This is a genomic window from Pinirhizobacter sp. (genome assembly GCF_036499745.1).
Taxonomy (GTDB): domain Bacteria; phylum Pseudomonadota; class Gammaproteobacteria; order Xanthomonadales; family Rhodanobacteraceae; genus Pinirhizobacter.
Window position 1 is genome coordinate 33,795 of the sequence record NZ_DASYDG010000041.1, and the last position, 21,111, is coordinate 54,905.

General features: G+C 57.9%; 16 protein-coding genes and 1 pseudogene. 8 read left to right on the plus strand and 9 right to left on the minus strand.

All coding sequences use genetic code 11. The features are described 5' to 3' along the window. Positions 1-118: 118 nt before the first annotated feature. Positions 119-1,801: a ShlB/FhaC/HecB family hemolysin secretion/activation protein gene (locus VGM61_RS14515; RefSeq protein ID WP_331523543.1), complete on the minus strand. Its 1,683-nt coding sequence runs from the start codon at positions 1,799-1,801 to the stop codon at positions 119-121. A gap of 596 nt (positions 1,802-2,397) precedes the next feature. Here VGM61_RS14515 and VGM61_RS14520 point away from each other — a divergent pair. Together VGM61_RS14520 and VGM61_RS14525 are read left to right on the plus strand one after the other, a co-directional pair. Further along, positions 2,398-2,589, plus strand: a pseudogene (locus VGM61_RS14520) (IS3 family transposase); the annotation flags it as partial. Between the two features lie 39 nt (positions 2,590-2,628). Then, a complete protein-coding gene (locus VGM61_RS14525; protein WP_331523545.1) occupies positions 2,629-3,180 on the plus strand; it encodes a hypothetical protein in 552 nt (183 codons plus the stop codon). A gap of 67 nt (positions 3,181-3,247) precedes the next feature. Here VGM61_RS14525 and VGM61_RS14530 read toward each other — a convergent pair whose 3' ends face one another. Together VGM61_RS14530 and VGM61_RS14535 are read right to left on the minus strand one after the other, a co-directional pair. Further along, positions 3,248-4,423 (minus strand): DegT/DnrJ/EryC1/StrS family aminotransferase, encoded by a 1,176-nt coding sequence (locus VGM61_RS14530; protein ID WP_331523546.1) that lies wholly within the window; start codon positions 4,421-4,423, stop codon positions 3,248-3,250. A 46-nt stretch (positions 4,424-4,469) separates the two neighbouring features. Then, positions 4,470-6,542 carry a S9 family peptidase gene (locus VGM61_RS14535; RefSeq protein WP_331523547.1) on the minus strand — a complete coding sequence of 691 codons (2,073 nt, stop codon included), beginning with the start codon at positions 6,540-6,542 and terminating at the stop codon, positions 4,470-4,472. 132 nt (positions 6,543-6,674) lie between these two features. Here VGM61_RS14535 and VGM61_RS14540 point away from each other — a divergent pair, with 132 nt between their 5' ends. The 5 genes from VGM61_RS14540 to VGM61_RS14560 all read left to right on the plus strand — a co-directional run bounded on the left by VGM61_RS14540 (position 6,675) and on the right by VGM61_RS14560 (position 13,956). Continuing rightward, positions 6,675-8,399 (plus strand): peptide MFS transporter, encoded by a 1,725-nt coding sequence (locus tag VGM61_RS14540; RefSeq protein ID WP_331523548.1) that lies wholly within the window; start codon positions 6,675-6,677, stop codon positions 8,397-8,399. Between the two features lie 169 nt (positions 8,400-8,568). Continuing rightward, positions 8,569-9,009 carry a pilin gene (locus VGM61_RS14545; protein WP_331523549.1) on the plus strand — a complete coding sequence of 147 codons (441 nt, stop codon included), beginning with the start codon at positions 8,569-8,571 and terminating at the stop codon, positions 9,007-9,009. 302 nt (positions 9,010-9,311) lie between these two features. Further along, on the plus strand, positions 9,312-9,779 hold the full coding sequence (locus VGM61_RS14550) for a pilin (protein WP_331523550.1): 468 nt from the start codon (positions 9,312-9,314) through the stop codon (positions 9,777-9,779). Between the two features lie 206 nt (positions 9,780-9,985). After that, positions 9,986-12,019 (plus strand): tetratricopeptide repeat protein, encoded by a 2,034-nt coding sequence (locus tag VGM61_RS14555; protein ID WP_331523551.1) that lies wholly within the window; start codon positions 9,986-9,988, stop codon positions 12,017-12,019. Continuing rightward, positions 12,016-13,956 carry a hypothetical protein gene (locus VGM61_RS14560; RefSeq protein ID WP_331523552.1) on the plus strand — a complete coding sequence of 647 codons (1,941 nt, stop codon included), beginning with the start codon at positions 12,016-12,018 and terminating at the stop codon, positions 13,954-13,956. Before VGM61_RS14555 ends, VGM61_RS14560 begins: the two co-directional genes overlap by 4 nt. A gap of 8 nt (positions 13,957-13,964) precedes the next feature. Here the strand turns inward: VGM61_RS14560 and VGM61_RS14565 are convergent, their stop codons facing one another. Genes VGM61_RS14565 through VGM61_RS14580 form a run of 4 tightly spaced genes read right to left on the minus strand, consistent with a single transcriptional unit; the run spans position 13,965 to position 17,645 of the window. Next, complete coding sequence (locus VGM61_RS14565; protein ID WP_331523553.1) at positions 13,965-14,933, minus strand: glycosyltransferase; 969 nt, start codon at positions 14,931-14,933, stop codon at positions 13,965-13,967. Next, positions 14,930-16,045: a glycosyltransferase family 4 protein gene (locus VGM61_RS14570; protein WP_331523586.1), complete on the minus strand. Its 1,116-nt coding sequence runs from the start codon at positions 16,043-16,045 to the stop codon at positions 14,930-14,932. Before VGM61_RS14570 ends, VGM61_RS14565 begins: the two co-directional genes overlap by 4 nt. Before the next feature lie 11 nt (positions 16,046-16,056). Further along, positions 16,057-16,776: a class I SAM-dependent methyltransferase gene (locus VGM61_RS14575; RefSeq protein ID WP_331523554.1), complete on the minus strand. Its 720-nt coding sequence runs from the start codon at positions 16,774-16,776 to the stop codon at positions 16,057-16,059. Next, the gene (locus VGM61_RS14580; RefSeq protein WP_331523555.1) at positions 16,773-17,645 is read right to left on the minus strand and encodes a glycosyltransferase family 2 protein; all 873 of its coding nucleotides are present in this window, start codon (positions 17,643-17,645) and stop codon (positions 16,773-16,775) included. Before VGM61_RS14580 ends, VGM61_RS14575 begins: the two co-directional genes overlap by 4 nt. A 179-nt stretch (positions 17,646-17,824) precedes the next feature. Between VGM61_RS14580 and VGM61_RS14585 the strand changes: the two genes are divergently transcribed. Beyond that, complete coding sequence (locus VGM61_RS14585) at positions 17,825-19,042, plus strand: lipopolysaccharide biosynthesis protein (protein WP_331523556.1); 1,218 nt, start codon at positions 17,825-17,827, stop codon at positions 19,040-19,042. Between the two features lie 6 nt (positions 19,043-19,048). Here the strand turns inward: VGM61_RS14585 and VGM61_RS19555 are convergent, their stop codons facing one another. Then, a complete protein-coding gene (locus VGM61_RS19555) occupies positions 19,049-19,735 on the minus strand; it encodes a class I SAM-dependent methyltransferase (RefSeq protein ID WP_414694891.1) in 687 nt (228 codons plus the stop codon). Positions 19,736-20,100: 365 nt separating this feature from the next. Then, a complete protein-coding gene (locus VGM61_RS14590; protein ID WP_331523557.1) occupies positions 20,101-21,006 on the minus strand; it encodes a glycosyltransferase family 2 protein in 906 nt (301 codons plus the stop codon). Between the last annotated feature and the right edge of the window lie 105 nt (positions 21,007-21,111).

The window sequence follows — 21,111 nt, forward strand, 5'->3', positions numbered from 1 at the left end:
GAATCTAGGCCGTGCGCCTTCCTGGCGCTTTCATAAAACGACGATATCAGCGCCGGCGTGGCCGATAAAGTTCATGCCATCGCAATGCGTACGTATAAACCGCCGACAGGTACCAGAATCAAAACGCGTAGGAAAGTTGGAAACCGGACGTCAGGGCACGTGCGTCGAGCGGGCCTGCACCGGCGACGGGCCGGCCCAGGAAAACATCGAAGCTTGCTTTTCCCACGCTGCCTCGAACACCGACCACGGTTCCGCGCAACGACTTTCCTTGCAAACCGATTGCCCCCGGGCCTCCCACGTGCCCGGTGTCCAAACCCACATAGGCCGCCACCGGCCACGCACCCAGCGGCGCGGACAGCGTGTTTCGCCAATACCAGCCGCGATCACCCGCCAGGGTCTGCTCGCCGTTGAACCCACGTACCGTGTAACGACCGCCCAGGCTGATGAATTCCGACCCATAGAGCGATTCACCGCTTCGCTGCGCGCGGTATTCACTGGTCCACTGCACGGGCAGTTTGCCCACGGCAAAGGGAACACCCAGGCTGGCATCAAGCGTCGTGAGCGCGTAGGCGAAACTCGGCTCACCCCGGCGATGCCCGGCGGCATCGCCCTGGCCGCCCAGCCACGACAAGCCCCGGCGATGGGCCACGCGCAGGTCAAGCTGGGCGCGCCCCAGATACTGCCGTTGCACCAGGGCAAGCTCCGCATAGGTGACATCGCGCCGCTGCGACTGGATCTCGACATCTTCGATGAAGCTATGCGCCCATCGCTTGCCCAGGCGTAGTTCTACAGCCGTCTTGCCGTGGGAATCCCTGTGGACGAGTCGTTGCAGGGTGACATCCGCCGTGCGCGACTTGCCACTACTCAAGAAGGATTGCTGGAATCCGTCGACCTGCTGCTGGTAGCGGTAATCCGACATCGACATACTCGCCAGCCATCGTCCCCACGGAACGGAGTAGAAGCCGTTCCACCCGCGCGTACCGGCCGTGGCGAGTTGCGGAACGCTGGAACTGATGCCCAGGTTAAACACGTCGTTGATACCCAGCACGTTGTCGAACGTACCGTTCAGCGCGCCCTGGCGGCGACCGGTAGCCGGCGCGCCACTGTCATCGAGCGAGGCGAACACATGCCAGGGCCGTGTGCGCGCCACTGAAATCACCAGGTCCGACGCACCGGGGACATCGGTTGGCGCGATGTCGATGCTGACGTCCTGGGAAGACAAACGCTTGAACTGCTCCACCGCCTGCTCGATGTCGCGCAGGTTAAGCAGGTCGCCAGGGCGAGACGGCAGGGCAAATCGCCAATCGCCGGTAACGGCGCCGGAGTTGGCCATGCGAACGTCATGGATCGTACCGGCCACAAGCGCCAATCGCAGCGCGCCACCGTCGAAAGCATGGGGCGGTACGCCAACACGCGTGGTGACGTACCCACGTTCCACGATCAGGTCGGATACACGTCGTACGATCAGGTTCAGGCCTTCGGTACCGACGCATTGGCCACGGTAGCGATCAAGGTAGCGCTGGGCGAAGGCGAAGCGCCCGGCGTGTTCGCCCTCCAGATGAATGGCGGCGAGGCGATGGCACCCCTCTTCCACTGGAAGCGTGGTTTGCCGCCATTGATAGTGTGAAGCTGGCCCCTCGATTCGTACATCGGGCGCTTGCTGCTGAGCCTGCCGTGCGCGCGCTTCACGTTGGGCGCGGTCACGCTGCTCCTGCTGATCGGGGGAGAACTGAGCGTACACGCTGCTGGAAAGCATTAATGTGCCGAGCGCGATGGCGCGCCGGCGTGGCAAGACTGGCACCGTTCGTTTCCGTCCGTGGTCGCGAGTGGCTGCGGAGTCTAGCCGAATGTCGACCGACCGGTGTTCTCGTGGTGAATGGGCCTATTCCTACAACCGCTCCGCGGATAACGGATCGGGCGGATGAACACGCCAGGCACTGCACCCTCACCGGGGCCCTGTCACCGCGTGGCGACAACGAGCCCGGGCTACTTACGCCAGCCTGGCGTGCTCATCCGCCCCCATAGCTCGTAGGCCGGGCCCGTTTATGGGTAGGGTGGCGGGCGAGCCAGGGTCGAAAACCGTACGTCAACGGCCGGGCATACGCCCGCCTGGTCGCCCGCCGCAAGACGGTAAACCCCGGGCCCCGCAGACGATGCTGCGGGGCCCGACGAACGTACAGGTTTCGACACCCGGTTGCCGGTTCCTCGGCAACCCGTCAATGATCCCGGGTCTTGCGCTGCGAAGCCATATGCGAATCGTCGCAAAAGTGATGTGGACATGAACATCCAACTATGCTCAATGCGCTTCGTCTCTGGGCTACGCGTCCAACCTTGGGCAGTTGATAGATGGACCGACCAGCCTTTGTAGACCACTCCGAGCCGTGATTTCTGGCAACCGAGGAGGTCTTTATGAGTGGCAAGCGGTACACCTGTCAGTCGACCGGTTACGCCACCGCAGTAGAAGCAGGTCGCGACATCAGCTATTACTTGGTGCGGCGTTACAACAAGATTCGACCGCATCATTTCAACGGCGGCCTCGAGCCGGCAGTTGCCGAGGAAAAACTTAACCCGGTGTCCGGGGTTAGTTGACCACTACAGATAAGGAACTCTGTCCATGGAATCGACAATATGAAGACTCAAAAAAACAAGTTGCTTTTCTTAGTGCTAGCAGCATCGTTGTTGAGTGCATGCACCTCGACAGACGGCCCACCGAAATGCACTCTTCATGACGATACTTGGCGGAAGGCAATAGCTCTATATCGTCAAGCGTTGTTTGAAGAAGCTATTGCAATGACAGAAGCCACACCGTGCCCACCAAAGGACAAGCAGCTAATCATAAATAGCTACATGGGCCTTTACCTTCTTAAGCCGACACCTAAACTTGAGGCTAGGTCGAGAGCAGCGATAAGGGAATTATCACCTCACGAATATGGATTACCGGACATTGGCTTTCTCCTCGTCACATTGAACGATTTCGGAGCAGCTCGTTCATTCTACGAGTCTCAACTTGCGTCACTACAGAGCGCTCGTCCCCAAGGTATGAAGGAGACTAGTCGCCTGGAAATTGAGCGACGGCTACAAGGAGCCATTAAAATCCTGGATGATCCTCGCTGGACACAAGAAAACAAGATGAATCTACTCTGGGCGTTGCAACGGACTTTATCGGGCAAGACAAAATAGCGGCCCACACCCCGGAACCATTTCCGTCGATCGATTTTTCGACTCTAGGCTATGCTTTATTGCGATATTACTTTCTCTGCGATCGTGCCCGCACTACCGCACGCACTGCACTGACTACGCTTTCAATATCGGCATCACTCATGCCGGGAGAAAGCGGCAAGCTCACCGTCTGCCGACCCCAAGCCATGGCGTGGGGCCATCGCTCCGCCTCCCAGCCGAAAGTTTCCCGGTAGTACGGATGCTCGGCAACAGAGAGATAATGTACGCCTGTACCGATGCGCTGCTTGTTCATCGCATCGAGAAAATCATCGCGCGCGATTCCGCAACGCTCGTGGTCCACACGAATCGTGTAGAGATGCAGCCCATGCCGGGTATATGGAGCTGCTTCGGCAGGTAGCGTGATCGGCAGCTCTGCCAGTGCTTCATCGTATGCATGCCATATCTGCTGTCGGCGCAGCCAATGCTTCTCGACCTTGGCCAATTGGTGCAGACCAATCGCCGCCTGCATGTCCATCATGTTGTATTTGAAACCACACTCGACCACCTGGTAGTGCTTGTAGCCTGCGTCGCCGAAACGATGCCAGGCGTCCTTGCTCATGCCGTGCAAGGCCAGGATCCGCGCCCGCGCGATCTTTTCCTCATCCCGCCCCAGGATCATGCCACCCTCCCCCGTCACCACGTTCTTGGTGACGTAGAAACTGAAGCAGCCGAAGTCACCGAAGCGCCCGGCCGGCGTGCCGTGGTACTCGGTTTCAATGGCGTGGGCACAATCTTCGATAATCACCAGGCCGTGTTTTTCCGCGATAGCCACGATACGGTCCATCTCGCACGGCCGACCAGCGAAATGCACCGGCACGATGGCACGCGTGCGCGGGGTTATCGCTGCCTCGATGGCATCGGGATCGATATTCCCCGTGGTCTCGTCCACGTCGGCCAGCACCGGGGTAAGCCCCGCGTGCATGATCGCGTTCACCGTGGCGCAGAAGGTGAGCGGCGTGGTGATAACTTCGGAGCCCGGTTCCAGGCCCGCCGCCACCATGCTTACGTGCAGGGCGGCCGTGCAGGAATTGACGGCCGCCACGTGCTGTGGGCCCACACCCCGGTAGGCAGCGAAATCCGCCTCGAACCGCGCCACTCGGGGCCCGGTACCAAGCCAGCCCGAGCGCATGCAGTCGACGACTTCGGCGATTTCTTCTTCGCCGATAGCGGGGGCGCCGAAGATCAGGAAAGGTAATTCGTCCATGGGATGGCCGAGGGGGTCGGAATAATTACTCTGACCCCTTTTGGCGCTACTCCGAATCCTTTGCTGTCCACCGCTTCAACCAAGCATTCACCGTCTCATGCCACTGCACGCTGTTCTGCGGCTTTAGCACCAAGTGGTTCTCATCCGGGAAGTGCAGCAGCTGGCTGGGGATGCCGCGACGCTGTAGCGCGTTGAAGGCACCCAGGCCCTGGGTTTCAGGGATGCGGTAATCCTTGGCCGAGTGGACGATCAGCATCGGTACGCGCCAGTCCTTCACATGGTTGACCGGGTTGAATTTCTCGTAGTTTTCCGGGTGCTCGAACTGCTCGCCGCCGTTTTCCTTTTCCTCAAACCACAATTCCTCGGTTTCGTAGTACATGGCACGGGCGTCGAACACACCGTCGTGGTCGACGAAGCACTTGAACGGCTGGTTCCAGTTGCCGGCCATCCAGTACACCATGTAACCGCCATAGCTGGCACCCAGGGCGCAGGCGCGGTCGCCGTCGAGGAAGGTGTACTTGGAAAGCGCCGCCGACCAGCCGGCTTTGAGGTCGTCAAGCGGCTTTCCGCCCCAGTCACCGGAGATGCTTTCGGTGAAGGCCTGGCCGTAGCCGGTGGAACCATGGAAGTTGATGGTGACCACGGCGAAGCCCTGGCCGGCGTATGTCTGCGGATTCCAGCGATAGCTCCAGCTATCGTTCATGGCGCCCTGCGGGCCACCGTGGATGATGAAGGCTATCGGGTACTTCTTGCCCTTCTTGTAGCCGACGGGCTTGACCACATAGCCCTGCACCATCTCGTTGTTCCAGCCCTTGAAGGTGAAGAATTCGGGCTCACCCGTTTTGGCGTTCTTGATGCGCGCGGCGTTGTAATGGGTGACCTGCTTCAGGCCCTTGCCGCGGGTATCGGCGATGTAAAGGTCGGCGGGTACTTTAAGGTCGTCACGCTGCAACAGGATGCGCTTCGTTCCCAGCGCAAACCCGCCGATGGATCCCTTGTCGGTGAGTTTGGTTGCCTTGCCTGAAGCGACGTCGATGGCGAACAGCGCATGCTGGCCGTTGTCGTCGGTGGTGGTGTAGAGCGTCTTGCCGTCGGCGCTGATCTGCAGGCTGCCGGCGGAGCGATCCCAGTTCGGCGCCACTTCGCGGGCGGTGCCCGTAGACAGGTCCATAGCCATGATGCCGAAGCGGTCGGCCTCGTAGCCGGGCTCCTTCATCGCGGTGTAGTACAGCGTTTGCCCATCGTGCGACACCAACGGGTTGGCGTCCCAGGCCTGATTGGCCTGGGTCAGGTTTTTCGGTGCAGCCGAGGCATCAGCGGGCACCTGGTAGATATCGAAGTTGGTTGACCATGGCTCGCTGGTGCCGGCGATACGCACGTCGAAGAACACCGAGCGGCCGTCGGGCGAGAACGAGAACTCATCGTCGCTACCCTCGGGCTTGCCCGGGACGTCGCCATCGATGCCACGAGTGAGGAGCGTAGGCTCGGCGGTGGCGCCAGTGGTTGGGGCGATAAAGAGCTGCGAGCGGCGGCCGTCTTCCCAGGTGTCCCAGTGGCGCACGAACACCTTGTTATAGATGGTGCCAGAGGCCTTGTCTTTCTCTCGACCGTCCAGCTTTTCCTTGGTGCAGGAAAGGTCGGCACAGTCGGTGAACACTTCCATCGACAGCAGCACGTGGCTTCCGTCGGGGGACAGCTTGTAACTGTCGACGTCCAGCACCGTGGAGGTCACCTGGGTGGCCGCACCGGTTGCGGCAAGCGACTTGCCCTTGGTATCTACGTTTTGGCGGAAGAGTTGCGAGGTATCCCCGGCGTTGGCCAGGTAGTACACGGCCGAGCCATCCGGCGCCCAGCGCGGGGTGTTGCCCTTGTCGGAGAGCTTTACCGGCATGCCGCCCTTGTCCAGGTTCAGCAGGTAGATCGCCGTGTTGCCCTTGTTGGCCGCATAGTCGGTGGAGCGCACAGTGAAGGCGGCGAAGCGGCCATCCGGCGAAAGCTGGGGATCGCCTACTCGATCCATCATCACCAGGTCGCGAACGGAGAACGGATGCGGGCCGTCGGCGGCCAGGGCGGGGCCGGCGACAAGCGCCAGGGCAAGCGCGGCGAACAAGGGTTTCATGGGCACTCCGTGGGCGTGACGTTCCAGGCCGTGACGGTAAGCGGCGCGCGGGCGTGGCGCAAGGGTTGTCCCCCATCAGCCCGCCGTTTCCCGGCATACTCCGGGCCGTTACCACGCGGCAGGCTCCAACGCATGACCCTTGACGACGCCCCGGCTTACGATCCGGGCGAAGACCTGTTCGGCCACCCCAAGGGCCTGTACGTCTGCTTCTTTACCGAGATGTGGGAGCGGTTTTCGTTCTACGGCATGAAGGCCCTGCTGGCGCTGTACCTGATCAAGCACCATGGGTTTTCCGACGTCGAAAGCCTGACCCTGATCGGGGCGTATGGCGGCTTGGTGTATGCCACCCCGGTGCTCGGCGGGATCCTGGCTGACCGGTTTTTAGGGATGCGCAAGGCGGTGGTGCTGGGCGGCGTGTTGCTTTGCCTGGGTCACCTGGGTATGGCGGTGGAGGGCCATCAGGCCACGATGGGCGCCGATGGCGTGGTGCATCGGGACCTCTTTGCGCTGGGCGTTTTCTATCTTTCGCTGGCATTGATCATCAGCGGCGTGGGGTTCTTGAAGCCCAATATCTCTACCGTGGTGGGCAAGCTTTACCCAGAGAACGATCCCCGGCTAGATTCGGGCTTTACCTTGTTTTATGCCGGTATCAACGTGGGCGCGCTGTTCTCGGCGATCATCTGCGGTTACCTGGGTGAAGCCTATGGGTGGAGCTACGGCTTCGGCGCGGCGGGCATCGGCATGCTGGCGGGGCTAGCGGTATTCGTCACCGGGCAACGGCACCTGCAGGGGCATGCCGAGCCGCCCAGCATGGAGCGGCTGAAGCGACGGGTGCTGGGGCCAATCAATGCCGAGTGGGCGATTTATCTGGGCGCGGCTTTTGCGCTACCGGTGCTTTGGGGGCTGATGCAGTTGGGCAATGCCGTGCTGTGGCTGCAGCTGGCGACCATGGCCGGCTGGCTGGGATGGCTTGCCTGGTACGTGACCGTGCGCTGCGACAAGGTGCAGCGTCACCGCATGCTGGCTTGCGTATTCTTTGTGGCGGTATGCCTGCTGTTTTTCTCTCTATATGAGCAGACCTACGGCTCGTGGGTGCTGTTCAACGACCGGATGCTGGGCAAGGATTTGTTTCCCTCGATGGTGATCCGCGAGGGTCACCCTGTGCCGTGGTCGATCATCCCGCTGATTGCCAGCCCGTTCGTGGTGGGCGCTGCCCTGGCGATGAAATCCAAGCGGCTGCGCAAGTTGCTGCTGGGTGGTCTTACCGTGGTGGGCACTGTGCTGATCCTGCGCGACTGCGTGGTGCTGCCGCAGACGGCGAGTTCGCTTACCTACCTGGGTGCGTTTTTCATTGTGCTGATTTCCCCGTTTTTTGCCTGGCTATGGCCGGCGCTGGAACGACGAGGCTGGAACCCCAGCAAGGCGAACAAAAGTGCCATCGGTTTGGCTTTTGCGGGGCTGGCCTTCCTGCCGCTGGCTATGGGCAATGCCACGGTAACCGCAACATCGCTGGGTAGCGTGTGGTGGATCGTACTGGCTTATTTCCTGATCGAGGTGGGCGAGGTGGCCTTGGCGCCTATCGGTCTGGCGGCGGTGGCGGAGCTTTCCGTGCCGCAGGTAGTGGGGTTGATGATGGGTGCCTGGTGGCTGGGGACGTCGCTATCCGAGCAGGTGGCTTCGATCTTTGGGAAATGGGCGGCGCTGGATATTCCGCTGGATGGGAAGATTGATTTTGCGGTGGCTAGTGCGAAGTATGGGGAGTTGTTTGACAAGATGGTTTGGGTGGGATTTGGGGCGGCGGTGTTGGCCTTGGTGGTAGCGCCGTTGATCAAGCGCTGGATGCACGGAGCCCGGTAACCTTTAGGCGGCGTCAATCATCCGCCGGCTCTGCTGACGCTGTCACGGTTTTCACAGCCGGCTTATTGACCAGCGCTCATCTGGTATGGATCCTGCTATTCCTGCATGAGGCGGTAGTTTGGTACGAAACATGCCAAGCGGAAACGATGTCCATACAGGGGAGCTTGCCATGTTGCCACAGCGAGCCGGTCGCGGTTTTACGCTGATCGAGTTGATGATCGTGGTTGCGATCATTGCCATACTAGCCGCCATCGCCATACCGGCGTATCAGGATTACCTGATTCGCTCACAGGTAAGCGAGGGCATCAGCCTGGCTACTGGGGCCAAGACAGCAGTGTGGGATTTTGTTGCAAATACGGGGCGGTATCCGCATGGCAATGAATCCGCCGGGCTCGCCCAAGCGGGCTCAATCAACGGTAGCTACGCATCCAATCTGGTGGTGACGGACGGACTTATTTCTGTCGATTTCACCGGACCGAAGGCAAACGCGAACGTACAGGGCGGATCGATACTCCTCTCACCCATAACCAATGCAGGCAGCATTATTTGGAAGTGCGGCGGCAGAAGTATGCCGAGTAAATATCTTCCCTCGTTTTGCCGCCCAGCCTGACATTGCACGTCACTTTGTGACGCGATTGGGCATTGCTGTATTGTAGAGCAACAACTCGCAGATCCAACATTCCATAGCAGACTCTGCAGACGTGACTGGACACACATTCCTGGCGTCGAGAGATGTGAGGAAATAGCGCCGCCTAGGCTGGCACGTTACATGCACCGCCTCGGCCGAGCTTCCTGGTCGTTCCTGACAAGTGAAGGGAGGGGCCCCGGACCCACCTAGGGGATCCGGGACTAGGGCTCAGGGGGCATCACTTTAATCTTCCGGTTAGCTAACCAGATATCCAAGGAATCACCATGAAGACTGTGCAGAAAGGCTTCACGCTCATCGAACTGATGATCGTGGTTGCAATCATCGCCATCCTGGCTGCCATTGCCATCCCGGCCTATCAGGACTACACCATCCGCTCGCAGGTTTCGGAAGGTCTGTCGCTGGCTGACGGCGCCAAGACGGCCGTTGCCGAGTTCTATACCAACAAGGGTGACTTGACCAATTCCGGCGGTAACGCCTCGGTCGGCCTGGCCAAGAACTCCTCTATCGGCGGTAGCTACGTTGGTAGTCTTAACGTTGAAACGACCGGCGTGATCACGATCAACTACGGTGCCGGCAGCAATGGCTTGGGCGCGAAAGCCAATAAGAACCTCTCGAGCAAAGCTCTTTTGCTGTCGCCGATCACAAAGACGGGCGCTATCGCCTGGACATGCAAGCCTGCTGCTACCGCCGGTGTCGATGGCAAGTACCTGCCGTCATCCTGCCGCAAGTAAGGGCTGATCCTGATTTAGGGTTTTTTGTTGAAGTACGGAAAAGGGCCGCTCTATGCGGCCCTTTTTTTTGGAATTTGTAGACAAAGTAACGCGTATCACATGGGTGTCGGCGTTGATTGTCGGTATAGTGAACGTGTTTACGCACGCTTATTGATTCAATAGCTCTCCTTCTATTTGACGCATCACCTCAAAGGCCGGCGGCTAACGTGAAGTATTTTGCACGACTTGTCCAGCATCACTTTTTCGAGGCTGGACTGGCCGCAGCACTGTTGCTGAGTCTGGTATATCTCCCAGGGCTCCATGGCCCTTTCCTGTTCGATGATTTTGCCAACCTCCCTTCCCTCGGAGCCGAAGGGAGGGTGGACAACGCCGCTAGCTTCGCTCGCTATATAACGTCAGGAAACGCAGATCCCACGGGTAGACCATTAGCGGTCCTCAGCTTTCTAATTGACGCTAACGACTGGCCAGCAGACCCATTCGATTTCAAGCGCACCAATCTGCTCCTCCACATGCTGAATGGGATGCTGCTGGCAATTTTGCTGAGGCGTCTGGGGACGGCTCTTGCCCCCACGACAATCCAAACCCAAAAAAACTGGCGTATCGACTTTGCTGCGCTATTGGGTGCCGCACTTTGGCTTCTGCACCCTTTATTCGTCTCGACGACAATGTATGTCGTCCAACGAGAAGCAATGATCCCCGCTATGACGACACTGGCCGGGCTATTGCTATGGACTTTCGCGCGAAAACAGTTCATCGCCGGAAACACATCGAACGCGACTTTGTTGGTTATTGGATTTGGCGCAGCTACCGCGCTCGGCGTCATGGCCAAGGCGAATGGCGCTCTACTACCAACTTTCATGCTCGTAATGGAATACGTGATATTTCGATGCGACACCGAAACACGACGAACACGAGGTCACCACCTAGCAATTGTTATAGCAGGATGGATTCCCACATTTTGCGTCGTTGCTTATCTTGTAATGGCAGGCATCAATGCACATGTTCACGGAACCGGGCCACGACCCTGGAGCATCGGCGAGCGACTCTTGACCGAACCACGCGTGCTGTGGACCTACCTGCGATTACTCTGGCTTCCCAGACCCTATAGTCCGGGGGTCTTCAACGACCAAGTCGTCATCTCCACTTCGCTATTCCATCCAGCTTCAACGTCGGTGGCGATTGCGGCGCTAGCTGCACTAGCGGCCATCGCATTGGGCTGTAGAAATCGCTTTCCAGCAGTCGCCGCTGCCATAGTGTTTTTTCTAGTGGGTCACCTCATTGAATCAACCACAATCCCGCTGGAACTGTACTACGAGCACAGGAACTACGTGCCAGCCCTTCTAATGTTCTGGCCATTGGGGCAATGGTTGGCTGGTGATTGGCAAAGGAAAGATGCTGCTTCAGCTTCAGATGCGACGAGAAGAACACAATGGCTCAAACCCATGATTGCGGGAATACTCGTGCTACTTCTCGCATCGCTTACATTCTCGAATGCAACACTATGGGGCAATGAAAAAGAGCAGGGCATGGTTTGGGCTCGCATTAACCCTGGATCAATGCGAGCTCAGGCAAATGCTGCTCAAGCGGAAGTTCAGCAAGGGAATCCAGAAGCCGCGATAAGACGCCTACGCCCTCTTCTACTCGCCCAACCAGATCAAGTGCAGATCGCTTTCAATTTGCTCGGCGCCGAGTGCGCTCTCGGAACAGCCAACACTTCCACGTTGGCAGACGCGGCGCACGCCTTGCAGGTCACTCGCGACCCCGGGACACTGCTTAGCTCTTGGTTCACCCGAGCTATCGACTCGGCCACACGCGGCGAATGCGCAAACTTGAACATGATGGCCTTAAAGACGCTTGTTTCTTCGGGATTGCGCAACCCCTACCTCCCTTCCGGGCGACAACAGGATCTGGTCCACATGCAGGGCATGATCGCGTTGCAGCAAGGTAACGTCGCCGCGGCACTGACTTATTTCAATCAGGCGCTGTTGTTACAAATACGTCCAGCAGTGGCACTGGAACAGGCGGCAACACTTGGGGCTTATGGGCATCCTCGGGAAGGGCTTGAACATCTTGCCGTATTTGAATCCGTCAAAACCCGGGTTGAAAAGCCTGGGTTCGGTATGCCTGCGGTGCATGCGTGGGTTCTGGGCCGTCAGCACTATTGGGAGAACGAGTCAGCCCAATTGAGCGCTACCCTTGTCGCCGACCTCGCGAAGAAAAACCAACAGGTACTGCATTGACTATCCCTCATCGACTTACTATATGGCTCGGGCTTGTCGTCGTACTCGGCGTCGTCGCGGCCACCTACTGGCCTGCCACAAGTGGCGGATTCCTCTTCGACGACTTTCCCAATATTGTCGACAACGCTTCGGTACAACCTGACAACGTGACGGTGCCAAATTTGGTGCGAGCCGCGCTGTCCTCTCCAGCCAGCGAATTCAGACGCCCGCTTGCTTCGCTTAGCTTCGCTGCAAACTACCTGATTGCCGGCATGAACCCGTATGGGTTCAAGGTAACGAACATTTTTGTTCACCTCCTCAATGGCGTGCTGCTGTTCGCTCTCATAACGCGCATCCTGAGATTCATCCATCAGAGCCAATCCGAAACGCAGCGACGATGGATTGCTCTCTTGGTTGCGTTCGCGTGGATGGCACTACCCATCAACGTCACCGCAGTTGTCTACGTCGTGCAGCGCATGGAGAGCCTTGCCAATGTATTCGTGCTATTGGGGTTGATCGGCTACGTTGAAGGTCGTTCGAGATCGCTCACTAGCCAACGAGGGCTATTGTTATCGATGGGAAGTGTCGTACTTGGAACATTTCTTGGCAGCCTTGCTAAGGAAACGGCCGTAATGTTGCCGTTGTATGCCCTTGCGATCGAAATGACGGTTATTCGTTACGGTGATCCCGCGATGATTCGCCCTGTCGATCGACGTATCTTGGTTTTCTTCATGGCGACCCTCGCTATCCCAGCGATAGCCGGGCTTGCGATTCTTATTCCAGAAGTACTTGATCCGGCCGCATGGATACGCCGCGACTTTACCCTCGCCACTCGTCTTCTCTCCGAAGGAAGAATTGTTTCGGGGTATATTTTTTCGACGATCTTCCCAACACCACATGCATTGTCCTTCTACCACGACGATTATGTGATTTCGACGTCTCTATTCTCACCATGGACAACAATTGCATCGTACGTTTTCTTGGCGATGCTGGTCGCTTTTGCCGCGCTGTTTCGTTCGCGGTATCCATTGGCGACCTTAGGGATCGCTCTTTACTTTGGCTCCAATCTACTCACCGGAACAATACTCCCGCTGGAACTCGTCTATGAACATAGAAACTACTTTTCTAGCATTGGAATCTTGCTTGTCGTAGTGCCGCCGCTGATTGTTCGGAGAGGGTGCGGGAACAACCTACTACCGATGCCTGTCGCCCGTCGCGCACTCCTTGCGGCACTCTTGTCCTACTGGCTTTTCCAGACTGCGATTGCAAGCATCGCCTGGGGGGATCCCCTTGCACTTGCAAGGGACCTCGCGTGGCGTGCGCCGGGCTCTCCTCGCGCCCAGTATGAACTTGGACGCACCTACATCATTTATTCCCACTACGATCCAGCCTCACCCTTTACTCCACTCGCATACTCGCCGCTCGAAAAGGCAGCCGCAATTCCAGGGTCATCCATTCTCGCCGAACAGGCACTAATATTCTTCAACGCACACATGCATCGACCAATCAAGGATGTGTGGTGGCAAAGTATGGATCGAAAGCTTCGGGCGCGGCCTGCAGGTGTCCAGGACGAGAGTTCGCTTGACGCGCTTTCTCGCTGTCTTGTAGATAAGAAATGCGACTTTCCGGCTTCGCAGCTACAGACCAGCTTTGAGGCCGCGATGCAACAACCTGGACCGAGCGCTCGCCTTATGGCGATATATGGGGACTTTGCCTGGAACGCTTTAGCGAATCGCTCCCTAGCCATTTCACTTCTAGAGCGCGCAACGGTCGCCATTCCATCCGAGCCGGTCTACCACGTTACGCTCGCTCGAATGTACGCAGCCACGTCCCAGTGGTCAAAAGTCAGAGAGCAACAAATTCGTCTCGAAGCTCTCAATCGAGGCGGCAGTCTAGACGCCGAGATCAGCAGCCTTCGGGAGCGCATCGCCCACGGCTCGACGGACGACGACAATTAATCCTGGTGTTAACGTCGCCAGCCTTCAACAACTCCAGTCCGCATGGCGCGCACCTGGGCGCCTCGGCGCGAATCAATCGCAAGAGTTATGAAAAAGGTCACGATCATTTTGGCGAGGGCCCAACATTTCCACACCCGGGGGACATATGGCCGCCGAAGAAGTCTTAGAGTGTTTCGATAGAGAAACTGGTGCCGAAGAGGTGATCGCTCGGGCCACACGCGCCAGCCCAGTAACCATATTCGACGGCCTGCCTCACCCATTCGATGAGTGAACGAAACAGTTGGATCGCCGAACAACAGTCCGCCGGCCGCAAGCACACGAAATGACCACTCGGTGTCGACGTGGTCGATGAACAGATCCGCATCCATGCCGCCGAGCAATTCGTACAACGCCAGTGGCATCGTGGTGCCGCTGCCATTGAGGTTAGCCACCGACATTGGCAAGTCGCCCATGCTGGTGGGATAGGCACGCGCCCAGCGCCAGCCTCCGACGATGTGATGGAATCCGTGCGACATTCCGGTAGAAATGTCATCCATTGAAGGGCCAACGCAGCACGCTGTACCGTTTTCGGCCTGCACCTGATTCAGCCGCGCGAGCAACTTTCCAGGTACATCATCGAAAAACTCCGAATCCTGATCCAGCAAGAGCACCGCAGAAGAATTGGGTACGTAGCGTTTTGCCTCAGCCACACCAAGGTTCAGGCCTCCGGCGAGCCCGAGATTCCGTCCGGCTTCGACAAGAAAAATTCGACCGGTCGTCCCACTCGCCAGCGCTCGTAACCCGTCCACTTCAGCAACTGTCGACCCATTATCCACAATTACTACCGCGGCTAGTTCGCCCAGTGCAGTCGCTTGACGTGTAAGCACCATGATATCCGGATGGAATGTAACTATCACGGCGACGAAGGCATCCATCTCGAGAATGCTTTCGGCAATATTGTGCATGTCTGTCGGATCGACCAGGACGCGCGGTGTCATGCGATAGTCTCGCGGAACTTGCGGCCGAAGTTGTCCCAAGAGAACGCGGCCGCAAATCGTCGCGCTCCGCCGTCCCAGGCCTTTCGTCCGTCAGCTAGGGTCTCGATAATGCGGTTGGAAAAACCCACTTCATCACCCGCCTCTACCAACCACCCGGATACTCCGTCTTCTACAGCATCCGGCACACCACCCACTGCGTACGCGATCGTTGGCAGGCCGTGCGCGGCTGCCTCAATCGCCACCATCCCAAAACCTTCGACATCACCGGCAACGGCCCGCACGGGGAACACGTGTACGTCCGCCGTGGCCAGCGACAGCTTCAATGTGGATTCGTCGCACGGGCCGAGCAAATGAATGTTGCCAGAAAGGCCAAGCCGCTCGGAAATCGCGATCACGCGCGCTCGTACGTTGGAGCGACCGCCAGCAAGCGCGTCGGGGGCGTCGTCGCCAATTACCACCAGCAGAACACCCGGGTAACGTGCGACGATCAACGGAAGCACGTCTTGAACGAACTCCACCAATCCCTTCCGCTGAGTCAGCCTTCCCACGGAAAGCATTACCTTCCGTCCCTCCCATCCCATGGATTGACGAAATTCCTCACAGTGCAAAGTGGAAATATCATCGGGAAGAGTCACGCCCGGGTGGACAACCTTAAGACGCGATGGCCTCACCCCCGCATCGATCGCTAGTTGTAGCGTGCTTGCACTGTTTGCGATGCACGTGTCGCAACGACGAATCCAAGGCAGCCATAGCAGTCGATAGACTGAGTGGTCGACAACGAGGTCTAGTCCATGGAGATAGACGACGCTGCGGGCGCCACGCAATCTGGCAGTGATGACGGCGATGGGCGCAGCAAGGCCACTCCCCGCGACAATCACGCGAGGACGCGAACCGATTGCGCGGATCAGCGCACGCCAGGCGGCACGAAGCAAAAACAAAGGGAGCGGTTGTACCGCCAGTTCGTCCACCGTGACCGATGATGGAAGGCTAACTCGACAACCCGAAGGCCCGATGACGATGAGCTTCCCCATGGCAGAAAGTTCTCGTGCTATATGCAAGTTTAGCCGTTCCATACCGCCGCGAAGTGGTGGCAGATTCCGGGAAACGAGCATTGTGCACAGCGCTATGGGGTTTTCTTTTTGCAAAAGAAATACACCTGATATTGCCAACGGACCGGCCAAAGCGTGAGAGCGAAAGCCTGAATCATACGAAGGGGAATCCGTACCCACGAACCGTTGGTGATCCACGAAATGCTTAGAGGATGTAGGTCCCGCCATCGCGAATATACCGAGAGACCGACGCTTTCGAACAATGCGGTCCACTGATCGATTTCAAGCACATCTTCCCGCACTGCCACCTGGTGCGTACCCCGAAAAAGACCAAGCTTGCGAGTGAGGAAGCCAGCATTGGGCACGAGGATCATGAAACGAGCAGTAGGCGTGGAAACCCGAATCATTTCCCGCAGTGCCGCTGGCTTATCTATGAAATGCTCCAACGAACCCATACACGTAACAGCGTCAAACCGACCCGTGGCGAACGGTAGCACCTCTGCAGGGCCGGTATGAAACTCACCTTGGGGCAAAACTCGCTCACACTCAGCAATTGCTCTAGCCGACAGGTCAATGCCGCCAACTTGCGCCCCTTGCGATGCAAAATGCTCAAGCCACTCGCCTGTTCCACAGGCTACATCCAGCACCATATCGCCTCCAAACGAACCAAACTTTCTGGCAATTCGTCGACAATGCCAAGGAATGCAGCGACGAATCCCGAGTTTTCCATAGTAAGTTTGTTCGTAGAAATCACGGATCTCGCGATGATCTTGGGATGCGTCAGGGGAGGTCATCGCCGATCATCCTGCCTGGCGTCCAGACGGTAAGTAAGCGCGGTGATTTGCTCCGAAATGAGACCAATAAGGAATACGATCACCGCTGCACTCCACATGAGCGTACTCATGTTGGTCAATCTTCCCTCATGGAAGAATGTCCACCCATAGTTGGCGCACCCCAGCGTGAAAAACAAGAAACTTGCTGGCAAAAATAACTTCAATGGTGAATATAGTGTTGCGATCTTGAAGATAATCAGCAAGAAGCGCAAACCGTCGCGAATTGGCTTGATATGGCTGCGGCCCACCCGCTTGTGCGCCTTGATTGGCTCATAAGCCACGCCATAAGCACTACGAAAAAAAGCCATTGTGCTTGTGGTGGGATAGGAAAATCCATTGGGCAGTAGATGAAGGAATTCCCGGAACTTGTCCGCGCGCACAACACGGAATCCGGATGTGAGATCCTTGACGACGTGCCCGGTAATGTGGCTGGCAAGCCAATTGTACAGAGTATTGGCAACACCACGGCCAACGCCAGCCTGACTGTTCCAGTCGCGTGCACCCACCACCATGTCCAGGCCTTGATCGAGTCGCCCGACAAGGCGCGCGATATCCGCGGGATCGTGCTGCCCATCGCCGTCCATGAATACCAGAATGTCACCACGGGCGGCACGAGCACCCCGTTTGACTGCAGCACCGTTACCCATGGAATAAGGAGAGCTCAGGCAACTAACGTCGCTGGATTGGCAGACCGCGCGTGTCTCGTCCGTCGAACCATCGTCCACGACGATTATCTCGGCTTCGGGGTATCCCGCCTTAAGGCGGGGCAGCACGTCTACCAAGGCCGCAGCCTCGTTCTTGGCGGGCAGGATAATACTTAGGCGGCTCAAAGGCGTGGCTCCCCGTGGATGAGCAGATCATACCGCCATGGCGCCCTCACAGCATGCGCCCATCGGCGAAAGTGCGCTAAATTCCCGCCAGTTCGTCCAAGGAATCCCACCCCATTACAAACGAAGAGCTCATCCGAAGAATAGGCCGTTGTTTCGCGGGCCCAATAGCCCGGGACAGCATGCGCACGGCAGTGGCGCTGAGCGTAAAGCTAATAGCGCAGGCAGGGTGGCTGCTGGCGGTCACCCGCCTTCTGGGCCATGAGGCGTATGGGAGTTTTGCAGGGGCTACCTCGCTTGCCATTGGAATAGCGGCGATAGCTAATGTCGGATCGAACTACATTGTGCTCGCAAGGATGTCGCGCGACCCCACGGGGGGACTTGACGCCTGGCGGATGGCGTGGCCCCTTACCCTGATTTGCGGCGCAACACTGGGCGTCGTCTACGTGCTCGGGGCGCCATTAGTGCTGCACTATACGACACTAACGATCGGCATCATCCTAACCATTGCCTTCGGCGAGTTAATTGTTGGACCCCAACTTGCAAATATCGGAGCGGCCATGCAGGGGGGCGGATTTGTAGCCCTCGGGCAATACCTCCAGTTGCTTCCTTTCGTGTTTCGACTGCTCGCTATCGGAATCACGTATCTCTGGCCAAGTGATCAACGGTTGGCGGCATACGTCGGGCTACACGTGCTTGCCACGCTGGCGGCACTGGGTGTCGCCGCCAGAGTCGGACGACGACGGCTCGGCCTTGACCTTCGCCATCGTCGAGCGTCGCTTTCGGAGTTAAGAGAGGGCGCGTCGTACGCCGCTATGGCCTTTACTGCACTCAATCCAGCAGAACTAGACAAGGCGCTGGCACTCCGCTATTTGGGCGCAGGTCCAGCAGGGTACTATGCCGCTGCCACGCGGACTCTCGCGGCGGCGATCACGCCAATGATCGGCATGGTTATGACGAGTCAGCCTAGGCTATTCCGTCATGCGCACGCGACCGATCCAGGCATGGGGCGCCTTGTGCAAGTCATCGTGTTTGCCTGCTTCGGATGGGGCATTGCGGCCACTGGCTCCATTCAAATATTGGCATCTCCACTAGGGCAGTTGTTTGGCGCCGGTTTCGTGGGACTCGACCAAGTCTTGCGAGATGTCTCATGGGCAGCCATACCGATGGCAGTTCGTATTGGTTGTGGAGGCATACTTATAGCTATCGGCCATCCGTTGGTCAGGGCAGGCTATGAAGCCGTTGGCTTGGCAGTGCTCGTGGCAACCATGTCAATCATGCTGCCGCGCCAGGGTCTGACTGGAGCTGCTACTGCCCTGGTTGTCAGCGAACTCGTTTTCGCCATCCTTGGCGTGATCATGGTGATTCGCTACGTCAGGAAAAAAACCAATGAAAAATGACGGAGATCAAGCCTTCGGCTTGAAGGCCGTCACGACGAGCTCTTCAGACCACCGAGGATCGATTGTGGCGATCAGATCCGCGATCAACGTTAACAGGATGCGGATCGGAGCTAAAAAACGCCATGATCCGCTTCCAGCACGCTGCGATGCCTCTGCAGAAACGCGGTAGATGCGTCCGGCATGCGATCCTCGTCGATGGAACCTGATCGACTCGTAACCGGCCTCAGACAGAAGTAGCTGCATCGATCGGCGACTGTAGAGACAAAGATGCCTAGGCGGGTCAAAACTCTCCCAGTAACGACCGCAATAAAAGCGTCCCATGGACTGCGGGTTCGGCCAAGCCATCCAGACGTATCCACCAGGCCGAAGCATATTGAGGACCTGTGAAAGGACAACTTTAGGCTGGGTAACGTGCTCAATGCTATGAGATAGAGTTATAACGTCCCACGCGTCGGCATCATTGGGCACGGATACGTCGGCAAGCGTTCCGTGAGTTATCTGTAGACCTCGGGACCGGCCGGCGGCAACCGCCGCAGGATCCGGGTCGACACCATGGGAATCCCACCCCATATCCCGCGCCCGCGCCACAAATTCGCCATTTCCGCACCCAACATCCAATAAGCGACGACCAACTCCGCGCAAGTGTCGTCCGTAGTAATCAAGCTTCAACCGCAACGGCGGAAGGCATCGCATAACGATGCTGCCAAACTTCGATGCTGGCTTCGCGGGCAATCGGAAGCGCACCTGCAAGTACCCGTTTATCAATCTCCATATCCATGACGGCCGCGTCTGTTGCGTCACAACCGGGGAATGGGTGTAATAGTCGAAATCGTACGCAGCAGACAATGATGCCTCGGCCGGTCGGGGATCAAGCCAAATTGACGCACATCCCTCGCACGTCCACATCGACCATCGATCCACGCGGGCGGGAAGCATCATGTCCGGCGCGTTAGTGAGCGCCGGATGGCGATCAGTGCCGCCACACCCTGGACACATAGGGACACTCGTCGCGTCGCCATGTGACCACTTCAATTCCGGCATGTTGGCCGGGGCGACATTCATGATTCCCCCTGTTTGGAAGTACTGGCTTGTGCCGGATTCAGGGCACGTGTCTGTCCCCGCAGAAAATCCCACCAAGCCATGATTAGGCCCTTCCATGGCTTCATGGAGCCGAAACGAATGCTCCTAAAAAATGCACGAGCGGCAAGAGTAAATACGCGACACACAAGCAATCCCAAGCGCCCGGGCAAACGATAGCCCAAACGCCCTGTAACGAGGAGGTGCGCCCTGGCCATGTGGTACTCATAGAATAGCGAGCCCATCCGGCTACTGGCTGACCCTTCATGGACGAGCAGGGCACCGGGAACCTCCACAAGCGCCACGCCACGTGCCGCCATGCGGTGGCTTAGCTCAATATCGTCACCATAGAAAAAGAACGTCTCGTCGAAGAAGTCCGCTGTGCAAAGTGACGAATGAACCATGAGGCAAGCCCCTCCCAGCAAGGCGTGTTCGAATCGACTTCCCGATTTCGAACGTAATGTTGCCGACAGGTGCCGATAGAACACCTTGGGGCTTACCACGCCGTATGGCCCCTGAATTCTTGGGGCGGCAATAACGGGTAGCACACCAATTACGGCACCGCGAAGTTTTTCAAGGCTTCCCTCCGACAGCACTGCATCGTTGTTGATGACCAACACGGAAGCCCCAGTCCACCTCGATGAAATGAATGCCATACCTGCATTTATGCCGCGGCTAAATCCAAGGTTCTGGTCAGGCTCCATGTAGAAAATGGGGGAGCTTGCAACGCCACTCATGGTCTTCAGGGCCGCCAGGGAAGTCCCTCCGTCGCCCGAATTGTCCACAACTACCAAGCGGTCGACCCCTTCTCGAAGTAGGGAAAGGACGCAGGCGTGCGTTTGCACGGCATTACGAAAATGAAGGAGCAGCGCAACGACTTCGCTCACAAACGTCCTCTGCCGCATATACGAAAAACCGGGCTCTGGCGGGCGAGGAGCTGTGGGAACTTAGGCAATCTGCTCAAGTTAGCTCCTCGTGGCCATGAAATCTTA

What these genes read in the sequence shown, in the direction of transcription:
- VGM61_RS14525 (WP_331523545.1), top strand. Translation starts at nt 2,629, where the DNA reads ATGAAGACTCAAAAAAACAAGTTGCTTTTCTTAGTGCTAGCAGCATCG.
- VGM61_RS14530 (WP_331523546.1), bottom strand. Translation starts at nt 4,423, where the DNA reads ATGGACGAATTACCTTTCCTGATCTTCGGCGCCCCCGCTATCGGCGAA.
- VGM61_RS14535 (WP_331523547.1), bottom strand. Translation starts at nt 6,542, where the DNA reads ATGAAACCCTTGTTCGCCGCGCTTGCCCTGGCGCTTGTCGCCGGCCCC.
- VGM61_RS14540 (WP_331523548.1), top strand. Translation starts at nt 6,675, where the DNA reads ATGACCCTTGACGACGCCCCGGCTTACGATCCGGGCGAAGACCTGTTC.
- VGM61_RS14545 (WP_331523549.1), top strand. Translation starts at nt 8,569, where the DNA reads ATGTTGCCACAGCGAGCCGGTCGCGGTTTTACGCTGATCGAGTTGATG.
- VGM61_RS14550 (WP_331523550.1), top strand. Translation starts at nt 9,312, where the DNA reads ATGAAGACTGTGCAGAAAGGCTTCACGCTCATCGAACTGATGATCGTG.
- VGM61_RS14565 (WP_331523553.1), bottom strand. Translation starts at nt 14,933, where the DNA reads ATGACACCGCGCGTCCTGGTCGATCCGACAGACATGCACAATATTGCC.
- VGM61_RS14570 (WP_331523586.1), bottom strand. Translation starts at nt 16,045, where the DNA reads ATGCTCGTTTCCCGGAATCTGCCACCACTTCGCGGCGGTATGGAACGG.
- VGM61_RS14575 (WP_331523554.1), bottom strand. Translation starts at nt 16,776, where the DNA reads ATGACCTCCCCTGACGCATCCCAAGATCATCGCGAGATCCGTGATTTC.
- VGM61_RS14585 (WP_331523556.1), top strand. Translation starts at nt 17,825, where the DNA reads ATGCGCACGGCAGTGGCGCTGAGCGTAAAGCTAATAGCGCAGGCAGGG.
- VGM61_RS19555 (WP_414694891.1), bottom strand. Translation starts at nt 19,735, where the DNA reads ATGCGATGCCTTCCGCCGTTGCGGTTGAAGCTTGATTACTACGGACGA.